The sequence below is a fragment of the Paenisporosarcina sp. NPDC076907 genome, from assembly GCF_050269735.1.
Lineage (GTDB): Bacteria > Bacillota > Bacilli > Bacillales_A > Planococcaceae > Paenisporosarcina.
Genome location: NZ_JBNNIX010000001.1, coordinates 402,207 through 419,346, shown reverse-complemented (window position 1 = coordinate 419,346; position 17,140 = coordinate 402,207). Strand labels below are relative to the sequence as shown.

Genomic DNA, 17,140 nt, shown 5'->3' with positions numbered 1-17,140 from the left:
AGTCGAGAGAAATTGATGCATTTAACAGGTAATTTTACATAGAAAATTCGTTAACTTATGCATTTTTACACATGTCCGCAGAAAATATGGATGCATCACTATTACTCTAATCATCACGACCTATATGATATTTGTCATACCACTCACTTGACGTTTATGACTTTTATTATCTGCTCCTAATCCCTATTCTTAAGGTAACAAGTTTTTTAGAGAAAAATTAAAATACATTTTTTCCAGGAGGACGCTATGAGTAAAGAAAAAACAATGCAGTTACGCAAGCAAGTGGCGCCGTTTGAGAAGTCTGATATGTCAGCAAGTATCAAGCAAATTGTGAATACGATTCCCCCATTTTTCATTTTATGGTACTTAGCATATTTGAGTTTAGACGTTTCGATTTTCTTAACAATCGCTCTAGCAGTGATTGCTTCAGGATTCATCGTTCGAATCTTTATCATTTTTCATGACTGTACACACGGTTCTTTCTTCAAAAGCAAGAAGGCCAATGCTATCTTGGGAACCATTACAGGCATTTTGACTTTGTTCGCTTATGAAAAATGGAAACGTGATCATTCGATTCACCATGCAACTAGCAGTAACTTAGACAAACGCGGAACAGGCGATGTCTGGGTTATGACGGTTAATGAATATCTTGAAGCATCACCAGGTCGTCGTTTTGCATACCGTCTATACCGCAATCCATTAGTGATGTTCGGTTTAGGACCATTGTTCTTGTACTTGGTATCAAACCGTTTTAACCGTAAAGACGCTCGCAAAAAAGAACGTAACAACACTTACTTTATTAATGTGGCAATCGTTGCATTATATGCATTTATGATTTGGTTAGTGGGTATCCAGGCGTTTGCGATCATTCAAGGTACAATCTTGATTGTTGCTGGATCTTTTGGGATCTGGTTGTTCTATGTACAACATCAATTTGAAGATTCTTATTTTGAAGATGAAGACCAATGGGATTATGTTAAAGCAGCAGTGGATGGCAGTTCGTTCTACAAATTGCCTAAAGTTCTACAATGGTTAACTGGTAACATCGGTTATCACCATGTGCATCATTTAAGCCCACGAGTACCTAACTACTTGTTGGAACAAGCTCATGAATCAACACCACCACTTCACCAGGCAACGACGATTACGTTAAAAACAAGTTTACAATCGATCCGCTTCCGTCTATATGACGAAACGAAAAAAACGTTTGTAGGTTTTAATGAAATCAAACATTTATTGAATGATACGAAGAATTCTACAATGCAACAAATACAAACAAAACGTTCAAGCATTCAAGAAAAATAAATAGTATAGATGAAAAACCATTCCGCATATGGAATGGTTTTTCTGTCTGTTATACTTAACTCAAAACAAAAACACCTAATTTATGGAGGGTTTTATGCAAAGCTGGTATCAAATTTTCCCTAAAAACCCATACGTCAGTATTTACATATGGATTATTTTTTGTATTTTGCCGTTATTTTATATATTTAAATCATACTCCCCATCGGAAAGCTTCCTTGGACTATTATTAGTTTTAGCTTTCTTTTTAACGTACCGCCAATCGTTCATTTCAAAAGGATGGCGGATGTATGTGTGGATTGCCTTTCAAATTGCCATCAGTATTACGTTAATTATTTTGTTTGGCTATCTTTATTTTTCGTTGTTCCTGGCATTTTTTATCGGCAACATCCGCAACAAAACTGGTTTCATCACGATGTATGTGGTCCATCTCGTTACGACCATGGCGTCTGTCAGTATTGGGTTCTTCACTCAATATGACTTACTCGCCTCCCAATTCCCATTCATACTAATTGGCGTCATCGGTGTGATTTTATTGCCTTTCAATTCGTATAACCGCAATAAACAGGAAAAACTCGAAGGTCAGCTGGAAAATGCAAATAAACGCATTTCGCAATTGCTTGTTATGCAGGAACGCCAACGGATTGCACGGGATTTACACGATACATTGGGCCAAAAGCTTTCTTTAATCGGATTAAAAAGCGACTTAGCTAGCAAAGTGATCGATAAAGACCCGCAACGTGCTAAAAATGAACTTTTTGATATAAATCACACGGCTCGTATTGCGTTAAAAGAAGTTCGTGAACTTGTTTCAAATATGCGTTCAGGTAAGCTCGTGGATGAACTTATACGTGTCCAACAGATCTTGAAGGCAGCAGAAATCGACTTCCGAGTAAAAGGGAATTCAGTCCTGAAAGATACGCCTTTACTCGTTGAAAATGTCCTAGGTATGTGTTTGAAAGAAGCGATTACCAATGTCGTTAAACACAGTCAAGCCTCGTTTTGTCACGTTTTAATTAAACAATCGCAAACAGAATTGTTTCTTCAAGTGCAAGATAATGGTATTGGATTTGAAGGAGATTCACATTTCGCAGATGGCAATGGCTTACGTGGCATGAAAGAACGCTTGGAATTCGTCAACGGAAGCATTGAGATCTCGGGTAATGATGGTACGACCCTTAATATCCGGATTCCACACGTCATCTTACAATCGGTTGAGGAGGAAAATTCATGATTCGTATTGTCATTGCTGAAGATCAACGCATGTTACTGGGAGCTCTTGGTTCGTTACTCGATTTGGAGGATGACATGGAGGTTGTCGGGAAAGCACATAATGGAGAAGAAGTTATATCTTTGGTCCACCAATTAAATCCCGATGTGGTCATTATGGATATTGAAATGCCCTCTAAAACGGGTTTGGACGCTGCGGAGGAACTGAAGGAACATGACTGCAAAGTAATCATTCTTACTACCTTTGCCCGTGCAGGTTACTTTGAACGCGCGCGAAAAGCCAATGTTATGGGCTATCTCCTGAAAGATAGCCCAAGCGAAGATCTGGCCAATTCCATACGCAGCATCATGGAAGGACGTCGTGTATATGCACCGGAACTGATCGATCTTGCCTATAGTGGAGACGAAAATCCTTTAACGGAACGAGAGCATCAAGTACTTGAATTAATCGCAGACGGTAAGAACACAAAAGAGATTGCGAGTCAGCTATACATTACAACCGGGACGGTCAGAAACTACATTTCCGTCATCTTAGACAAGCTGGACGTAACCAATCGAATAGAAGCCATATCTAGGTTCAAAGAAAAAGGCTGGTTTAAGTAAGCACTTAAGCACTTCCTTCCGGGAGTGCTTTTCTCTACTCTATTGGATTAGAATTCTCGCTGGTACTGCACGTGCCATTCTTCATTCAACGAACTCATGCCGACACCTACATATGCTTCGTTCAACAGTTTTTGCTGCATCAGTGTGTCGGTCATTGGAATCAACTTTTCATCTTGTGAGCGGCTATATTCCACCTTCTCATCCTTGAGATTTTTCAAAAAAACATAGCGAAGCTTGCCACCATATTTGTGTTTCAAGGCAACAATGTGGAGACCTAAGGCGAATTTATCCTTCAGACTTGGGATATTAAACGGGGCGACCGTTGCGCATACATAATCAAATCGAGAACGATCGATATTGTCCATTAGAATCTCCCCCATTTGAAGTTGAAGACCTTTTCCACGGTAGGCTGGGTGAACAATTGATAGTTCCTGATAGACGACACGACTTAATGCCTCTAATGAAAGCCCCGCATCCATCCCTAAGTGTTCACCATCAATGAACGGCACCAGTAACGCACGGAATGCGACCAGTTGTTGCCCGTCAAACAAGCCAATTAGAAGCCCATTCCCGCTGAAGATATATTGAAATTCATCTCTCGATAATGGTTGCAGCGTATCAGTAGAATCCATTTGTTTTTTCGCAAGTTGTTGAAGCTCCATCATGTCTTGCAAGTGCTGGTGATTCAAGATTTTTGGGACAAGTACAAGTGAATCTACTAATATTTGTTGTTCCATCCGTTTCTCCCCGCTTCCATTTAAACTAGCGTTTAATTAAATTGTAATGCAGATATTGGTCAGATTGTCTGTTTAAGTGTTTGTCACATTACGACGTGGTAAGATGTAGTCACAGATTAATAGAGTACTAAAAGGAGATTTGAAATAATGGATCAAAAAACCATGACTGAATTTATCATCCAAAAATATCAAGAAGACGAGCAAGTCATGATTCAATTATTTGTACAATGGTGTCAAAACCATGATATTGACCCATTATCTTTATATCAAAAAGCATACCCTTCTCAAGGTGCCAATGAAACGTTGAAATCAACCATTGAGAACAATGAACCCATGGATTTGGACATTGATTCCGGTACACTCATTGAGATTCTACAAATGTTCGGAAACGATGATCTTGCCTTCGTGGTTTCAGAGGAAGCTAATAGGCTCTCAAAGTAATGTCAGAAACTTGTTGACTGAGAGACGACATCTTATAATTTCCTATTTTTAACTATTACAACTTAAAGCTTCATTTTTTCACCTAAGATGCGGATTTTTCCACCTAAACACCCTTTTTTTCCAACTAAGAGTTCATTTTTTACAACTGAGCCATCGCTCAGCCTCATTTCAAAAAAGACTGAACCCCTAGGGGCTCAGTCTTTTCTCATTTTATCTTATTGATTAAATGTTTCTGTCATTGAAGCAAATCCAAGACCAAGATCTAATCCTAATTCGCTTGAATTGTTGTCATCTTCATGTGTTGATTGTACCCAAAGGCCTGCAGTTGCATCTAACATTGAAGAGAAAGAGTTTTCATCTTCTGAATCCAAACCTACCATAGATGCTACATCTACTTCAGTTCCTAAACGAGAAGAGTCTTCTGTGCTTTGCGCTTCAATTAATGCAGACACAGCGGCCATAACTTTTGCAGATTCTTCGTTATCAGTGTCTTCAGAACCTAAACCTAAGTTTGTTACAGACTCAGTTCCAAGTGCAAAAGATGATGAATCATTTTCCTCGTTTGTTTCAATAACGTTTACGAATGAAGTATTGTTATCAGCATTTAAGAAAGAAGAATTCTCTTCATTTTCAAACACTGAGTTTAAACCAGCTCCGATGTTCCCTTCAGTTGTCGAAGTTGTTGTATCATTTTCTTCATCAACGATTGTTTCATTCATCACACCAACATTTCCATCAGCGTTTACTGCTGCAGACTCATCTTCGCCTTTAACTTCAGCTCCGATTGCCCCTTCAGTTGCCGCTTCTGTTGTCGATGTTACTGAATCATTTTCTTCATCAACGATTGTTTCATTCATCACACCAGCATTCCCATCAGCGTTTACCGCTGCAGATTCATCTTCACCTTCAACTTCAGCTCCGATTGCCCCTTCAGTTGCCGCTTCTGTTGTCGATGTTACTGTATCATTTTCTTCATCAACGACTGTTTCATTCATCACACCAGCGTTACCTTCAGCGTTTACCGCTGCAGATTCATCTTCGCCTTCAACTTCAGCTCCGATTGCCCCTTCAGTTGCCGCTTCTGTTGTCGATGTTACTGAATCATTTTCTTCATCAACGATTGTTTCATTCATCACACCAGCATTTCCATCAGCGTTTACTGCTGCGGATTCATCTTCGCCTTCAATAACCGTATCGATAGAACCTTCTGTGTTAGCATCTGCGTTTGAAGTAACCGATTCCTCTGTTGATTCCACGTTTACATCTGAAGATGCATCATTCTGAGTGTTAAAGTCTACGTTATTGTCTTCATTCGATTCGAGAATGTTCAAGTTCTCAACTAAACCATCATTCAGGTTCAATAAAGAATCATTTTCTGCTGCAGATGTAGCACCTGCCCCGATTAATAGACTTGCTGCTAATCCACCTGTAATTGTTAAAGTTCTTAGTACGTTTTTCATGTGAAATTCTCTCCTTTTAGTATAAGTTTTTTATATTCTACTTATCTTAAAAAGAGAGTGTTGAGGTGGTTGTGACGGTGGTGCATTTAACCACTGATCAAAGAAGAGTCTAGTCTTTCCAAAGTAAGCTAATGGCTCATTTTGATTTGATACATCATATCCATCCAACAAAGCAAACGTCATACTACCCGACGAGAGACTCGAATTCGATAGAGTAGAAGGACCCGACTGGAAGGTTGGTGTCGCTTGCACTTGCTCGTAATTGGTCGGCATTTTCATTGGTATAGATAGAGCATTTTTGGGTTTATCAATCTCGACGTTTAATAAGCGTTCATTTCGTGACGTTTCATTTAACGCATCATTTTGCTCTTCGTCTATAATTCGCTGTTTTGAAATATCCGGTTTAACAATTTCATTCGTCATAACCGGAGGTACCTCTTGTTTCAATTTTTCAACTGGTAGTTCAGTAACTTCAGTTTCTGGAACTGGGTTTACAAGAATTTCTTTATCAGTTGTCGATTGAGTAGGTACCGAACTGTCAACATCTACTACAGGGGTTTGTACAGAAATTTGCTGGTCACGTTTCACTTCAGCTTGTACCACTTCAGTGTCAACTGCCACAGTATCTGCCACTTCCACCTTTGCAATGCTCGTATCAACCTTCACTTTAGGTGTTTTTGAAACTTCTGCCTCAACCACACCCGTATTAACTTTAACTGAAGGAGATGTGGAGACTTTCACTTCCACGATAGGCTTCTCACTTTCCACAGCTTTCGTTACTTTTTGTGTTGTTTCGGTAACGGTTTTTACAATCGCTGTTACTGGTTGAAGTGATTCTCCTTGTTCTGCCTTAATTGGCAGTGCTTCTTCGGCTTGGGAAGTCGTATTGGCAACCTCTTCAGTCACAGTATTTACAATTTCTGTCGGTTGACTCAAAGTTGATCCAAGCAGTCCACCATCTGCGGAAGCAAACGATGGAATACTTAACACACCGAAGAGTAGGGCAATTTGCATCATTCGTTTTTGCACGTCGTCATTCACCTCCCTTCATTCATTTACAAGAGCTAACGTCAAAAGTTCAGTTTTGGATCACCTTATTAATTAAAATATAACTTTTGGCCCATAAAAAAGATAAAATCCCGTTCATCCTGAGATGTTGGGGATTCCATTTTTATTTATCGAATCATTTTCGAAGGGTCGACAATCCGATCAAACTCTTCTTCTGTCAGTAGTCCACTCTTTAGCGCTGCCTCTTTCAACGTACTGCCAGATTCATGTGCCTGCTTGGCGATTTTCGCTGCATTTTCATAACCAATATGCGGATTAAGAGCCGTTACCAGCATCAAAGAATTGCTTACGTGGTGTGACAATTGCTCCACATTCGGTTGTATTCCTACGACACAGTGGTCATGGAAACTACGCACACTGTCACTCAACAATCTCACGGATTGCATAAAATTATAGAAAATGACGGGTTTAAACACATTCAATTCAAAGTTCCCTTGGCTTGCCGCGAAACCAATGGTCGAATCATTGCCCATGATTTGGGTTGCAACCATCGTCAACGCTTCACTTTGTGTAGGATTTACTTTCCCAGGCATAATTGAACTTCCTGGTTCATTCGCTGGAATCGTTATTTCACCTATTCCGCTTCGTGGTCCACTAGCCAGCCACCGAACGTCATTGGCAATCTTCATTAAATCTGCAGCCAATGCTTTTAATGCTCCATGCGAATAGACAAGCTGATCATGACTGGTCAAAGCGTGAAATTTATTCGCCGATGAAACGAACGGCAACCCAGTCTCAGCGGTCACTTCTTTCGCCACACGTTCCCCGAATTCAGCATGTGCGTTAATACCAGTTCCGACTGCCGTCCCTCCGATGGCAAGTTCTCCAACATGAACAAGACTTTCACGGATCATTTCTTCGCTCTTTACCACCATGTGTTTCCACCCACTGATTTCCTGACCTAACGTCAATGGCGTGGCATCCTGCAAGTGTGTTCTGCCGATTTTGATGATATCTTTAAATTCATTTTCTTGTTTTTCAAAGGTTTGTTTTAAACGAGCAAGCTCAGGTAATAACATTATCTGCACGACTTCCACTGCCGCAATATGCATAGCCGTAGGGAACGTGTCATTAGAACTTTGCGATTTGTTCACATCATCATTCGGATGAAGTATTTCTTCACTCCCAGATTCCTTCAGTAACTGATTCCCCCGATGCGCTATTACTTCATTCACGTTCATATTGGATTGTGTACCGCTCCCGGTCTGCCAAACGACTAAAGGAAAATGTTCATCCCATTTGCCTTCCCGAATTTCTGAAGCAGTTTGAGAAATCGCCTGCATCTTCCCTTCACTCAACGTACCTAAATCAAAATTCACTTTTGCCGCTGCTTTTTTTAGAACGGCAAATGCATGTATCAATTCAGTAGGCATCAGCTCGGTGCCAATCGCAAAATTCTCTTTACTACGTTGAGTCTGTGCACCCCACATTTTATCGACGGGTACTTGAATTTCCCCAATGGAATCTCGTTCTATTCGGAATTTGGTCATGTTAGATACTCCTCCTTTGAGCAAGTTTAATTCTAAACTTGAAAAAAATTCAAATAATTCAACTTATAGCATATCCTTCTTAACAGCTTTTGATTTAATACATAATTCAATAATAAGTTTTAGGATGACATATCCTGTTATATGTGGTGATCGGAACTGTTAAGTTAACTACATTGAAAAAGCAGTTTTCTCCACAAGTGAAGAAAGCTGCTTTTTAGTATAATTAGTCCTAAGAGGTAATAGAATTCTTATTTACATAACTGCACTCATTAAAATGAAGGTGTCTTAATTAGATATCCACTTTTATAGTTTTCGCTTTTTCAACACTTTCGTCCACGTTATTAAGAACATCACTTGTTAGAAATTCAATTGATTTAATGTCACTTGTGTTTTCCAAAATGAAACCCATATTACCTTTCTTATCACTATTGCTTTGTAATTCTCCATTCAATTCTTCGAGAAAAATATCATCTTCCCAAGTTTTCAGTTCACCATTACTCGTCTTAACAAAAGCAACTGGTGTGAATTTCATGTCTTCATCAGATGTATTTTTAACTTCAATACCTACTTTTAAAAAATCAAACTCTTCTTCATGAGTGTAGGAGTGAAAAAAGTCAATCATGCTGTAATCCGGAACAAAATGCATCAACTTGACTTCTTTTAAAACCATTTCAACGCCGCCTATATTAACTGTTTTATTTATACGTTTATAGGATTTTAGTGTAAGTTCTCCTTTGTCATCGGTAACGGTTTCTCCAACTGTCTCAAGATTAATGTCATCCGTTATTTGCGGATTCGGCACATATACGTCTTTTTTCACATTTTGGTTTTTTTCCGTTTGGTCGATTGTTTTGACTTGATCTCCAGTAGTTTTATTCTCGGTGTTATTTACTGATGAACAGCCAGTAAGAACTAATAGAAGAATCAAGAAAAATGATATTTTTTTCATAGGAATCCCCCTCAAAATTCTTCATAATAAAAACCCGCCGCCTTAGCAACGGGCTTTTTAGTAATATCTGTTATTTATTTTTTTCTAACAATTCGAAGATAATTTTAGCATTGTCTGTATTATCAATTTGGCCTGCCAAACGTTCTTTGTAAGGTCCGTAGGCATATACGGGTACGTCTTCACCTGTGTGACCACCAGTTGTCCAACCTGTATGAGAACGCTCATTAAAGATTGCTTCGATTGCATTGTCAATATCAGTGACTTTTTTAGTCGTTGCAGCATCTTTAACAGATTGGATTTCTTGGGTTGTTAATGCTAATAGTTTTTGATCAATATACGTTTTTAATGTTTTTTCAACATCTGCACCTTTAGCAATTTCAGCTGCCATAAAATCAGGTGTTCGCTTAGCCGCTTTTAATGGTTGACCGAACCAGTTATAATTTCCATCTGCACCAATTGAGTATCCGCCAGTTGAATGGTCAGCTGTAATAACAACTAGTGTATGCTTGTCCTTTTTAGCATACTCAATTGCAGCATTAGCAGCTTTTTCAAAGTCCTCCATTTCACTCATTGCACCAACAATATCATTATCATGTCCAGCCCAGTCTACCTGGCTTCCTTCGACCATTAAGAAAAAGCCGTCTTTATCCTTGCTTAATCGTTGGATTGCTGATGTTGTCATATCTTGAAGAGAGGGTACTTCTTCTGTACGATCAATCATTTTAGGAAGACCACCAGATGCAAACAATCCAAGAACCTGTCCATTTTTATCCTTTGAAAGCTGCTCTTTGTTAGTTACATAACTAAATCCGGATTTTTGGAATTCTTCCGTAAGATTTCGATCAGGGCGAACAAAATTTGAGGAACCCCCACCAAGAAGGACATCAATTTTATGTTTGCCATTTATTAATTCATCATAGTAGTCATCAGCAATAGCATTCATATTTTTACGGTTTTCATCGTGAGCACCAAATGAAGCTGGTGTTGCATGGGTAATTTCGGATGTAGCAACAAGGCCTGTTGCTTTACCATTTTCTTTTGCAGCCTCTAATACGGTTTTAACTTTTGATTTATCGTTATCTACCCCAATTGCAGCGTTATATGTTTTTACACCAGCTGACATAGCTGTTGCCGCGGAAGCAGAATCTGTAACGTTTTGTGTTGGATCTTCCGGATAAGTCATCTGTTGTCCAACGAGGTACTTATCAAATACTGTTCTTTCAACAGCAGCCGTTGAAGGATCATCCTTAAAATAACGATAACCGGAAGTATAGGTTGAACCCATCCCATCCCCGATCAAGAAAATAACATTTTTAATTTCCCTGTTATCATTGTTTCTTTCATTTTCTGCAGCTTGTACGTTAGTATTAGTAATTGTTGCAGTTAAACCACCTAATGCAAGAGTTGATACAACACAGATAGGAATTAGCTTTTTTGTTATTTTATTTTTAAGCATCCGAATAACCTCCACCATTCATTTTATTATGTTGATAAGGTTTACTATAAAGGAAGATTGTTAATCTCCTATTAAACCAAAGTAAAAGTAAATTAAAACGGTGTAAATCTACACTAGTCATTTCGTAACATTTGAAACATAGAAAACAAAAACTTTTAAACAGTTTGTAAACATTGATTAGTAAAATCAAATGATTTCTTTGTATTAAAAACAATTCAAACGAACGCTTGTTCCTTTTTGTGACATAAAAAAGCGTGTGTTGAAAATCTACACACGCTCTACTTCTGATAAATTGAATAACTCTCTTGTTCTGTTATTAATTTTCTGTTTCCTCTTCGGCATAAAGGTTAGGTTCTCCAACGTCTCCTATATAAATGGGTCCGTTTGCATGATCGATTCTGATAGCCCATTCGTACGGTACGGCTAAACGGCTACATACGCCTCTCCAAAACTTACTCGACTCAGTTTCAAATTCTAAAAAATCTTTTAATAGATCTTTATATGACGTTCCATCAAATTGTATATTCATATCCTGTAGCCTCATGAAAGCCATATGTCTGACTTCAAGCTGTGCTGCCATTTCCATTTCTTCTTCGGTTGCATCTCCAATAATTGTTCCTGGAGGTGGCAATATAGCATAGATGTTTTCCTCTTCTTCTACCGTATCTTGTACTGGAATAGATTTAATTGAATTCCTTTTGAACATAGAATCAGCTCCTAAAAGTTTTGTTTCTATTATATAGACGTATAAAGTATAGTGTAAACCAAGTTCTTAATGTTACTTAAGATATAACAATTATTCTTTATTTTTTGTCATTCGATGTAAGTATAAATAATTTCTTGGAGCTATCTATGGTAGACAAAAAGACATACTTGATTTCATTAATATTTTGCATGGCCTCAAAAAAATACTGATGGGAATATTTTATGTTTATTAATATTATTGTTAATGCGAAAAACTAGTAGTGGAGTGACACTAATTTCTAATTAACATGTAGTGAAATTTTTCTTCTAGGTCTAAAAATTCATGTGAACTTATTATTGTCCAATTAAAAGTATTGTCAAAAAAATACAAATCTTGGGGATTCCTATCGTTAATTTCTAAGATTTTCGCAATAGAATTAGAGCATCGGATTCTATTATGGTCTTGAAAATTCGGATAATCCTTTAGAAAATGTGTAAAAACATAGGATTTCTTTATACCTTCTGCAAATTTCATTAATTCAACATAGGAGATTTTAAACTGTTCAACCCTAGAAATCCCAACCCCTTCCCAAATGTAATTATATTTAGTTCGATCAATAAATTTTTTTTTGTACTTGTCAATTAATATTTCACTCTCTTGAATTGTTAATATTCCTTCACAACAATCAAACATTTACATCAGTCTCCTTAAATATTTCATCTAAACCAATGGGGAGAATCTACACGTTTCCATTGGGGTATAGAGAATGCCAATTAGGCACAAATTGTTTGGCATTGCACCACTTTTAGTATGAGCTGGTTCTCTAACAGCTCTCCTGTAGGGAGACCCTGCAACCGTAGAAGCTATTTATTCTGTGACACTAAAAGTTTCTTTATGCCATGACGCATATCAAAATGCCGTCTATTGGGAAATCGGCTTGATAATGGTTATACCTCCACTATCGTTCCATTGTCACTCTTCTGCATGCGCTTGTCATCCTCATTAACTGATACGTGGCGAGTTAAAAAGTAGTTTCACCTGATTTTCAAATTAAAATTAATCGATTTGTCATGTTCTACTATATCGATAGGAAGAATATCAAAGCTATGAATTTATCTTTTGCACATGAAAGTATTAGTAAAAGAGAACTCAATAATGTTTTTTTACAAAGAAAAAAGACATCCAATTATTAGTTTAATTGGATGCCTTTTTTATTCGTATCTTTTTTATTGAAGCAAGTTCAAGAATTGCTTTGTTCGTTCTTCTTTTGGATTGGTAAACATATCGATCGGTTTGCTGCGTTCGATAATTTTACCTTGATCCATAAAGATAACTTCGTCAGCCACGTCGTTGGCGAATCGCATTTCATGTGTCACGACGACCATTGTAATGCCTTCACCTGCTAAATCTTTCATCACTTGCAACACTTCCCCGACTAATTCGGGATCCAGTGCTGAAGTTGGTTCATCAAACAGCATCACTTTCGGTTCCAGTGCTAACGCTCGAGCGATTCCTACACGTTGCTGTTGACCACCTGAAAGTTGGTGAGGATAGAAATCCAGCTTATCTCCTAGACCCACTTTAATTAATAGCTGTTCAGCTTTTTTACGAGCTTCCGCTTTTGAAAGTTTCTTCACAGTAACAGGACCTTCCATGACATTTTGAATGGCAGTCATATGTGGAAACAAGTTATAGTGCTGAAAAACCATCGCTGATTTTTTTCTAAATAAATCAATCGTTCTTTTTGGAAGAGATTTAGAAAAGTCCGCTGTCTGATCATCGATTGTGATACTCCCCGAACTAGGGACTTCTAATATATTTAAGCATCGTAGTAATGTCGTCTTGCCTGATCCTGAAGGTCCGATAACCACGATTACTTCGCCTTTATTGACTTGAAGGTCGATTCCTTTTAACACTTCAAGGTCGCCAAATTGTTTGTGTAAACCATTTATTGAAATCATCTCTTACTCCTTTCTTTATCCTTAAGTTATCTCGATACATAGCGATCGAAGCGATGTTCCAATCGACCTTGGATAAGCGAAAGGAAGAAACAAATAATCCAATAAATAATCGCTACTTCTGTATATAACAACAATACCTCATAATTGGTCGCCGCAATTTCCTGCGCTCTTCTAAACATTTCTGTTACGAGAATCAGAGATGCTAAAGACGTATCTTTCACCAAACTGATGAACGTATTCGATAGTGGTGGAATGGACACACGAGTTGCTTGTGGCAAAATTACGCGCTTCAGCGTTTGAGAATAGGACATCCCAATCATATGAGCAGCTTCCCATTGACCCTTAGGTATGGACAGAATGGCCGCACGAATCACTTCTGAAGCATAGGCTCCAACATTCAAAGAAAATCCGATCACCGCTGCAGGAAATGGATCAATGACAATTCCAACAGAACCTAATCCATAAAATAAGATGAACAACTGTACCAATAATGGCGTACCGCGAATGGCAGAAACGTAGAAACGGGCAATCCATTGAAACGGCTTAACGGTCGAGATTCTTGCCAAAGCCGTCAATACAGCTAACGCTAGCCCTAATATAAAGGAAATTAGAGTTAATGGAAGTGTATATACAACAGCACCCTCCAGCAAAGGCTGGAGGGAAGATTGCGCGATATCTAGGTAGCGCTCCATTTTTTCAGGGTCGACGGAAAAACTATTCCAAAACATTTTCGCCGAACCATTTTTCTGAGATTTCGTCGTACGTGCCGTCTTCAATCATTTCGTTCAATGCTTTGTTTACAGCTTCAACTAATGTTTCATTACCTTTACGGAACATCATTCCACTTTGAGCCACATCGTCTGCTTCGGCTACAATTTGAATTTTTGCATCCGGTTTTTGTTTTTGGAAATCTAAAACGGATAATTTATCGTTGATTGTTGCATCCACACGTTGAGAGTTCAATAATTCGATTGCTTGATTAAAGCCATCGACGCCTACTAATTCAGCACCGTAAGATTTAGCGATTTCAGCATAGTTACTTGTTAATGATTGTCCCGATTTCAATCCTTTAAGATCTTCAAAGCTCTTCACTTGTTTGTTATCTGCATGTGTTACCAGTACAGCTGCAGAAGAAATGTATGGTTCTGAGAAATCATATTTCTCAAGTCGTTCTTCTTTGATTCCCACTTGGTTTGCAATCATGTCAAAACGTTTTGAATCAAGACCAGCGAACATTGCATCCCATTGCGTTTCCATAAATTTCGCTTTCACACCTAAACGTGAAGCAATTTCTTCCGCAATTTCAACATCAAATCCAGTTAGCTTACCACTTTCATCATGGTACGTGAATGGAGGGTAAGTACCTTCTGTACCGACTAATAGTTCCCCATCTTCTTGCACTTTTGCTAATAAATCACTTTCAGTTGATCCTGTGTTCTTTTCATCTTTAGATGCGTTATCGTCCTTTGAAGTACCACAAGCCGATAACATGAAAACTGCTGTAAGAAGCAGTACAAATAATGCAGTTAATTTCTTCATATCTTTATTCCTCCTAATTCTTATAGACTTACTTGGTATTAATAATCTTATATCATGGGGTTAATTGCGTCAAAACAAAAATCTCAGTGTATCAAAACGCGAATAATTAAGAATTATCTTATTAATTCTGTCACTTACTATGATGATGGAAATGAACCTTTCCTATTCGGATTTTTTGTAATTTTTTTGATTACATACAATTGTTATCCCCGCTTATATATTGATGAAACTTAATTTTATAAAGACATACGGCGAGCAGAATAAAACTTTATAAAAAGAGTGAATTTTTCAATAAATAAAGATATAATAGATTTTAGTTCGACATCCGTAATAAAAGGGAGAGATGAAAATGGTTCAAAGTTTGCCTGCACGTTCAGATGTCAAAATAGACGAAACGTGGAATTTACAAGATCTGTTCACATCAGAAGAAGCTTACCAAGATGCACTTACAGCTCTTGAAAAAGAAGTGGCCGCGTTCCAACAACAATTTAAAGGCCAGATTAAAGATGCACAATCTGCTGAAGAAGTTTTAAAAGGATATGCGAGCATTTATGAAATGTTTGTTCCGCTTGGCACCTATGCAAGTCTTGCGTACAGCACGGATCAGACGGACAGCGATGCTCAAATGCGATCTGCCAAATTCGGTTCAGTTTCTGCAAATTTAAGCAGCAAATTATCGTTTGTGGATAGTGAATTACTGGAGTTACCGGTGGAAGTGTTGGAAGACGCAATGAAAAACTCAACTGAATTCGGTCACTATTTGGAAAAACTGATTCGTAAAAAACCACATCAGCTCCATCCAGAAGTGGAAAAAACGTTGGCCGCTTACTCTTCTTCATTCGGTGGTCCTTACGAGTTATATAATACGACGAAAATGGTTGACCTTTCTTTCGAGGATTTCGAAGTGAACGGCAAAAAATATCCATTAAGCTATGTACTCTTTGAAGGTGACTGGGAAGCGGAAACGGATACAGAAGTACGTCGTGCTGCATTCGAGGCATTCTCAAATCAATTGAAAAACTACCAGCATACGACTGCAAAAACATATGATATGAAATTACAAATCGAAAAAACAACATCCGATTTACGCGGCTATGACAATATCTTTGATTACTTGTTGTTTGGACAAGAAGTGGATAAGTCGTTGTTCGACCGCCAAATCGACTTGATCATGACTGAACTTGCACCTCATATGCGCAAATATGCGAAATTGCTTCAAGACGTTCACGGGTTAAAAGAAATGACTTTTGCGGACCTGAAGATTCCATTAGATCCATCATATGAGCCCAAAATCACAGTTGAAGAATCTAAGAAATACATGAACGACGCACTTGCGATTATGGGTGAAGACTATTTGGACATGGTCAACCGTTCATTTGATGAGCGTTGGATTGACTTTGCACAAAACAAAGGAAAGTCGACAGGTGCTTTCTGTTCCAGCCCTTACGGATCTCATCCTTACATTTTGATTTCATGGTCAAGCCGTATGAATGAAGTATTTGTATTGGCCCATGAACTTGGACATGCCGGTCATTTCTACAATGCACATAAAAAACAAAATGTCTTTAACTCTCGCCCATCGCTATACTTCATTGAAGCACCATCGACGATGAATGAAATGCTGATGGCAAATCATTTACTTGAGAACTCGGATGATCCGAAGTTCAAGCGTTGGGTTATTTCTTCGATTGTGGCACGCACTTATTACCACAACTTCGTGACACATTTACTGGAAGCAGCTTATCAACGCAAAGTATATGATCGAGTGGATGCAGGGAAAAACGTCAATGCGGGCATTTTAAATGAAATCAAACGTGGCGTACTGGAAGAATTCTGGGGAGATGCAGTCGACATCACGCCAGGTGCTGAATTAACTTGGATGCGTCAACCTCATTACTACATGGGCTTGTATCCGTACACTTACAGCGCGGGACTGACAATTTCTACCCAAGTTTCAAAACGTATTTTGGAAGAAGGAGAACCAGCTGTAGCTGAGTGGTTGGAAGTTCTTCAAGCAGGCGGAACGAAATCTCCAGTTGAACTTGCTCAAATGGCAGGCGTCGACATTACGACTGAAAAACCACTTCGCGACACGATTGCCTACATCGGCGAACTAATTGATGAATTGGTCAAATTGACAGAAGAAATCGAAGCAGTACCTGCTAAATAGATACAACTCAAAAAAACGAACCTCGGTCTATATACGACCAAGGTTCGTT

The 17,140-nt window shown here is 38.4% G+C and carries 16 protein-coding genes; 5 read left to right on the top strand and 11 right to left on the bottom strand.

The features are described from left to right. Positions 1 to 246: 246 nt before the first annotated feature. The 3 genes from ACQKEV_RS02090 (at position 247) to ACQKEV_RS02080 (ending at position 3,135) form a co-directional block, all read left to right on the top strand. Positions 247 to 1,305, top strand: coding sequence for a fatty acid desaturase (locus tag ACQKEV_RS02090; protein WP_427442895.1), 1,059 nt, complete (start codon positions 247 to 249; stop codon positions 1,303 to 1,305). A gap of 94 nt (positions 1,306 to 1,399) precedes the next feature. Continuing rightward, positions 1,400 to 2,536, top strand: coding sequence for a histidine kinase (locus ACQKEV_RS02085; protein ID WP_427442893.1), 1,137 nt, complete (start codon positions 1,400 to 1,402; stop codon positions 2,534 to 2,536). Beyond that, positions 2,533 to 3,135, top strand: coding sequence for a response regulator (locus ACQKEV_RS02080; protein ID WP_427442890.1), 603 nt, complete (start codon positions 2,533 to 2,535; stop codon positions 3,133 to 3,135). The genes ACQKEV_RS02085 and ACQKEV_RS02080 overlap by 4 nt, the downstream gene beginning before the upstream one ends. Positions 3,136 to 3,182: 47 nt before the next feature. Here the strand turns inward: ACQKEV_RS02080 and ACQKEV_RS02075 are convergent, their stop codons facing one another. Beyond that, positions 3,183 to 3,872: a GNAT family N-acetyltransferase gene (locus ACQKEV_RS02075; RefSeq protein ID WP_427442889.1), complete on the bottom strand. Its 690-nt coding sequence runs from the start codon at positions 3,870 to 3,872 to the stop codon at positions 3,183 to 3,185. A gap of 147 nt (positions 3,873 to 4,019) precedes the next feature. On the opposite strand from ACQKEV_RS02075, the gene ACQKEV_RS02070 reads away from it, so the two are divergent. After that, positions 4,020 to 4,313 (top strand): hypothetical protein, encoded by a 294-nt coding sequence (locus tag ACQKEV_RS02070; protein ID WP_427442887.1) that lies wholly within the window; start codon positions 4,020 to 4,022, stop codon positions 4,311 to 4,313. 215 nt (positions 4,314 to 4,528) lie between these two features. Here ACQKEV_RS02070 and ACQKEV_RS02065 read toward each other — a convergent pair whose 3' ends face one another. From ACQKEV_RS02065 to ACQKEV_RS02020, 10 genes are all read right to left on the bottom strand, one after another. Beyond that, complete coding sequence (locus ACQKEV_RS02065) at positions 4,529 to 5,773, bottom strand: hypothetical protein (RefSeq protein WP_427442885.1); 1,245 nt, start codon at positions 5,771 to 5,773, stop codon at positions 4,529 to 4,531. Between the two features lie 30 nt (positions 5,774 to 5,803). Continuing rightward, entirely contained in the window at positions 5,804 to 6,802 is a 999-nt protein-coding gene (locus ACQKEV_RS02060; RefSeq protein WP_427442883.1) for a hypothetical protein, read from the bottom strand. Positions 6,803 to 6,948: 146 nt separating this feature from the next. After that, complete coding sequence (fumC, locus tag ACQKEV_RS02055) at positions 6,949 to 8,331, bottom strand: class II fumarate hydratase (RefSeq protein ID WP_427442882.1); 1,383 nt, start codon at positions 8,329 to 8,331, stop codon at positions 6,949 to 6,951. 289 nt (positions 8,332 to 8,620) lie between these two features. Then, positions 8,621 to 9,280 (bottom strand): DUF4352 domain-containing protein, encoded by a 660-nt coding sequence (locus ACQKEV_RS02050; protein ID WP_427442880.1) that lies wholly within the window; start codon positions 9,278 to 9,280, stop codon positions 8,621 to 8,623. A gap of 70 nt (positions 9,281 to 9,350) precedes the next feature. Beyond that, a complete protein-coding gene (locus ACQKEV_RS02045) occupies positions 9,351 to 10,736 on the bottom strand; it encodes an alkaline phosphatase (protein ID WP_427442878.1) in 1,386 nt (461 codons plus the stop codon). A 316-nt stretch (positions 10,737 to 11,052) separates the two neighbouring features. After that, on the bottom strand, positions 11,053 to 11,442 hold the full coding sequence (locus ACQKEV_RS02040; protein WP_427442876.1) for a hypothetical protein: 390 nt from the start codon (positions 11,440 to 11,442) through the stop codon (positions 11,053 to 11,055). Positions 11,443 to 11,712: 270 nt separating this feature from the next. Further along, a complete protein-coding gene (locus tag ACQKEV_RS02035; protein WP_427442875.1) occupies positions 11,713 to 12,114 on the bottom strand; it encodes a hypothetical protein in 402 nt (133 codons plus the stop codon). 533 nt (positions 12,115 to 12,647) lie between these two features. Further along, entirely contained in the window at positions 12,648 to 13,382 is a 735-nt protein-coding gene (locus ACQKEV_RS02030; RefSeq protein ID WP_427442873.1) for an amino acid ABC transporter ATP-binding protein, read from the bottom strand. Between the two features lie 26 nt (positions 13,383 to 13,408). Continuing rightward, positions 13,409 to 14,110 carry an amino acid ABC transporter permease gene (locus ACQKEV_RS02025; protein ID WP_427442871.1) on the bottom strand — a complete coding sequence of 234 codons (702 nt, stop codon included), beginning with the start codon at positions 14,108 to 14,110 and terminating at the stop codon, positions 13,409 to 13,411. Then, positions 14,097 to 14,921 carry an amino acid ABC transporter substrate-binding protein gene (locus tag ACQKEV_RS02020; protein ID WP_427442869.1) on the bottom strand — a complete coding sequence of 275 codons (825 nt, stop codon included), beginning with the start codon at positions 14,919 to 14,921 and terminating at the stop codon, positions 14,097 to 14,099. The genes ACQKEV_RS02025 and ACQKEV_RS02020 overlap by 14 nt, the downstream gene beginning before the upstream one ends. 349 nt (positions 14,922 to 15,270) lie before the next feature. On the opposite strand from ACQKEV_RS02020, the gene pepF reads away from it, so the two are divergent. Beyond that, positions 15,271 to 17,091, top strand: a complete 1,821-nt coding sequence (gene pepF / locus ACQKEV_RS02015) for an oligoendopeptidase F (protein WP_427442867.1) — start codon at positions 15,271 to 15,273, stop codon at positions 17,089 to 17,091. Positions 17,092 to 17,140 lie beyond the last annotated feature (49 nt).

Excerpts from the sequence above, each read along its gene's own strand:
- ACQKEV_RS02030 (WP_427442873.1), bottom strand. The coding sequence starts at position 13,382 with ATGATTTCAATAAATGGTTTACACAAACAATTTGGCGACCTTGAAGTG.
- ACQKEV_RS02090 (WP_427442895.1), top strand. The coding sequence starts at position 247 with ATGAGTAAAGAAAAAACAATGCAGTTACGCAAGCAAGTGGCGCCGTTT.
- ACQKEV_RS02085 (WP_427442893.1), top strand. The coding sequence starts at position 1,400 with ATGCAAAGCTGGTATCAAATTTTCCCTAAAAACCCATACGTCAGTATT.
- ACQKEV_RS02070 (WP_427442887.1), top strand. The coding sequence starts at position 4,020 with ATGGATCAAAAAACCATGACTGAATTTATCATCCAAAAATATCAAGAA.
- ACQKEV_RS02045 (WP_427442878.1), bottom strand. The coding sequence starts at position 10,736 with ATGCTTAAAAATAAAATAACAAAAAAGCTAATTCCTATCTGTGTTGTA.
- fumC (WP_427442882.1), bottom strand. The coding sequence starts at position 8,331 with ATGACCAAATTCCGAATAGAACGAGATTCCATTGGGGAAATTCAAGTA.
- ACQKEV_RS02050 (WP_427442880.1), bottom strand. The coding sequence starts at position 9,280 with ATGAAAAAAATATCATTTTTCTTGATTCTTCTATTAGTTCTTACTGGC.
- ACQKEV_RS02065 (WP_427442885.1), bottom strand. The coding sequence starts at position 5,773 with ATGAAAAACGTACTAAGAACTTTAACAATTACAGGTGGATTAGCAGCA.
- ACQKEV_RS02080 (WP_427442890.1), top strand. The coding sequence starts at position 2,533 with ATGATTCGTATTGTCATTGCTGAAGATCAACGCATGTTACTGGGAGCT.
- ACQKEV_RS02035 (WP_427442875.1), bottom strand. The coding sequence starts at position 12,114 with ATGTTTGATTGTTGTGAAGGAATATTAACAATTCAAGAGAGTGAAATA.
- ACQKEV_RS02075 (WP_427442889.1), bottom strand. The coding sequence starts at position 3,872 with ATGGAACAACAAATATTAGTAGATTCACTTGTACTTGTCCCAAAAATC.
- ACQKEV_RS02025 (WP_427442871.1), bottom strand. The coding sequence starts at position 14,110 with ATGTTTTGGAATAGTTTTTCCGTCGACCCTGAAAAAATGGAGCGCTAC.
- ACQKEV_RS02020 (WP_427442869.1), bottom strand. The coding sequence starts at position 14,921 with ATGAAGAAATTAACTGCATTATTTGTACTGCTTCTTACAGCAGTTTTC.
- pepF (WP_427442867.1), top strand. The coding sequence starts at position 15,271 with ATGGTTCAAAGTTTGCCTGCACGTTCAGATGTCAAAATAGACGAAACG.
- ACQKEV_RS02040 (WP_427442876.1), bottom strand. The coding sequence starts at position 11,442 with ATGTTCAAAAGGAATTCAATTAAATCTATTCCAGTACAAGATACGGTA.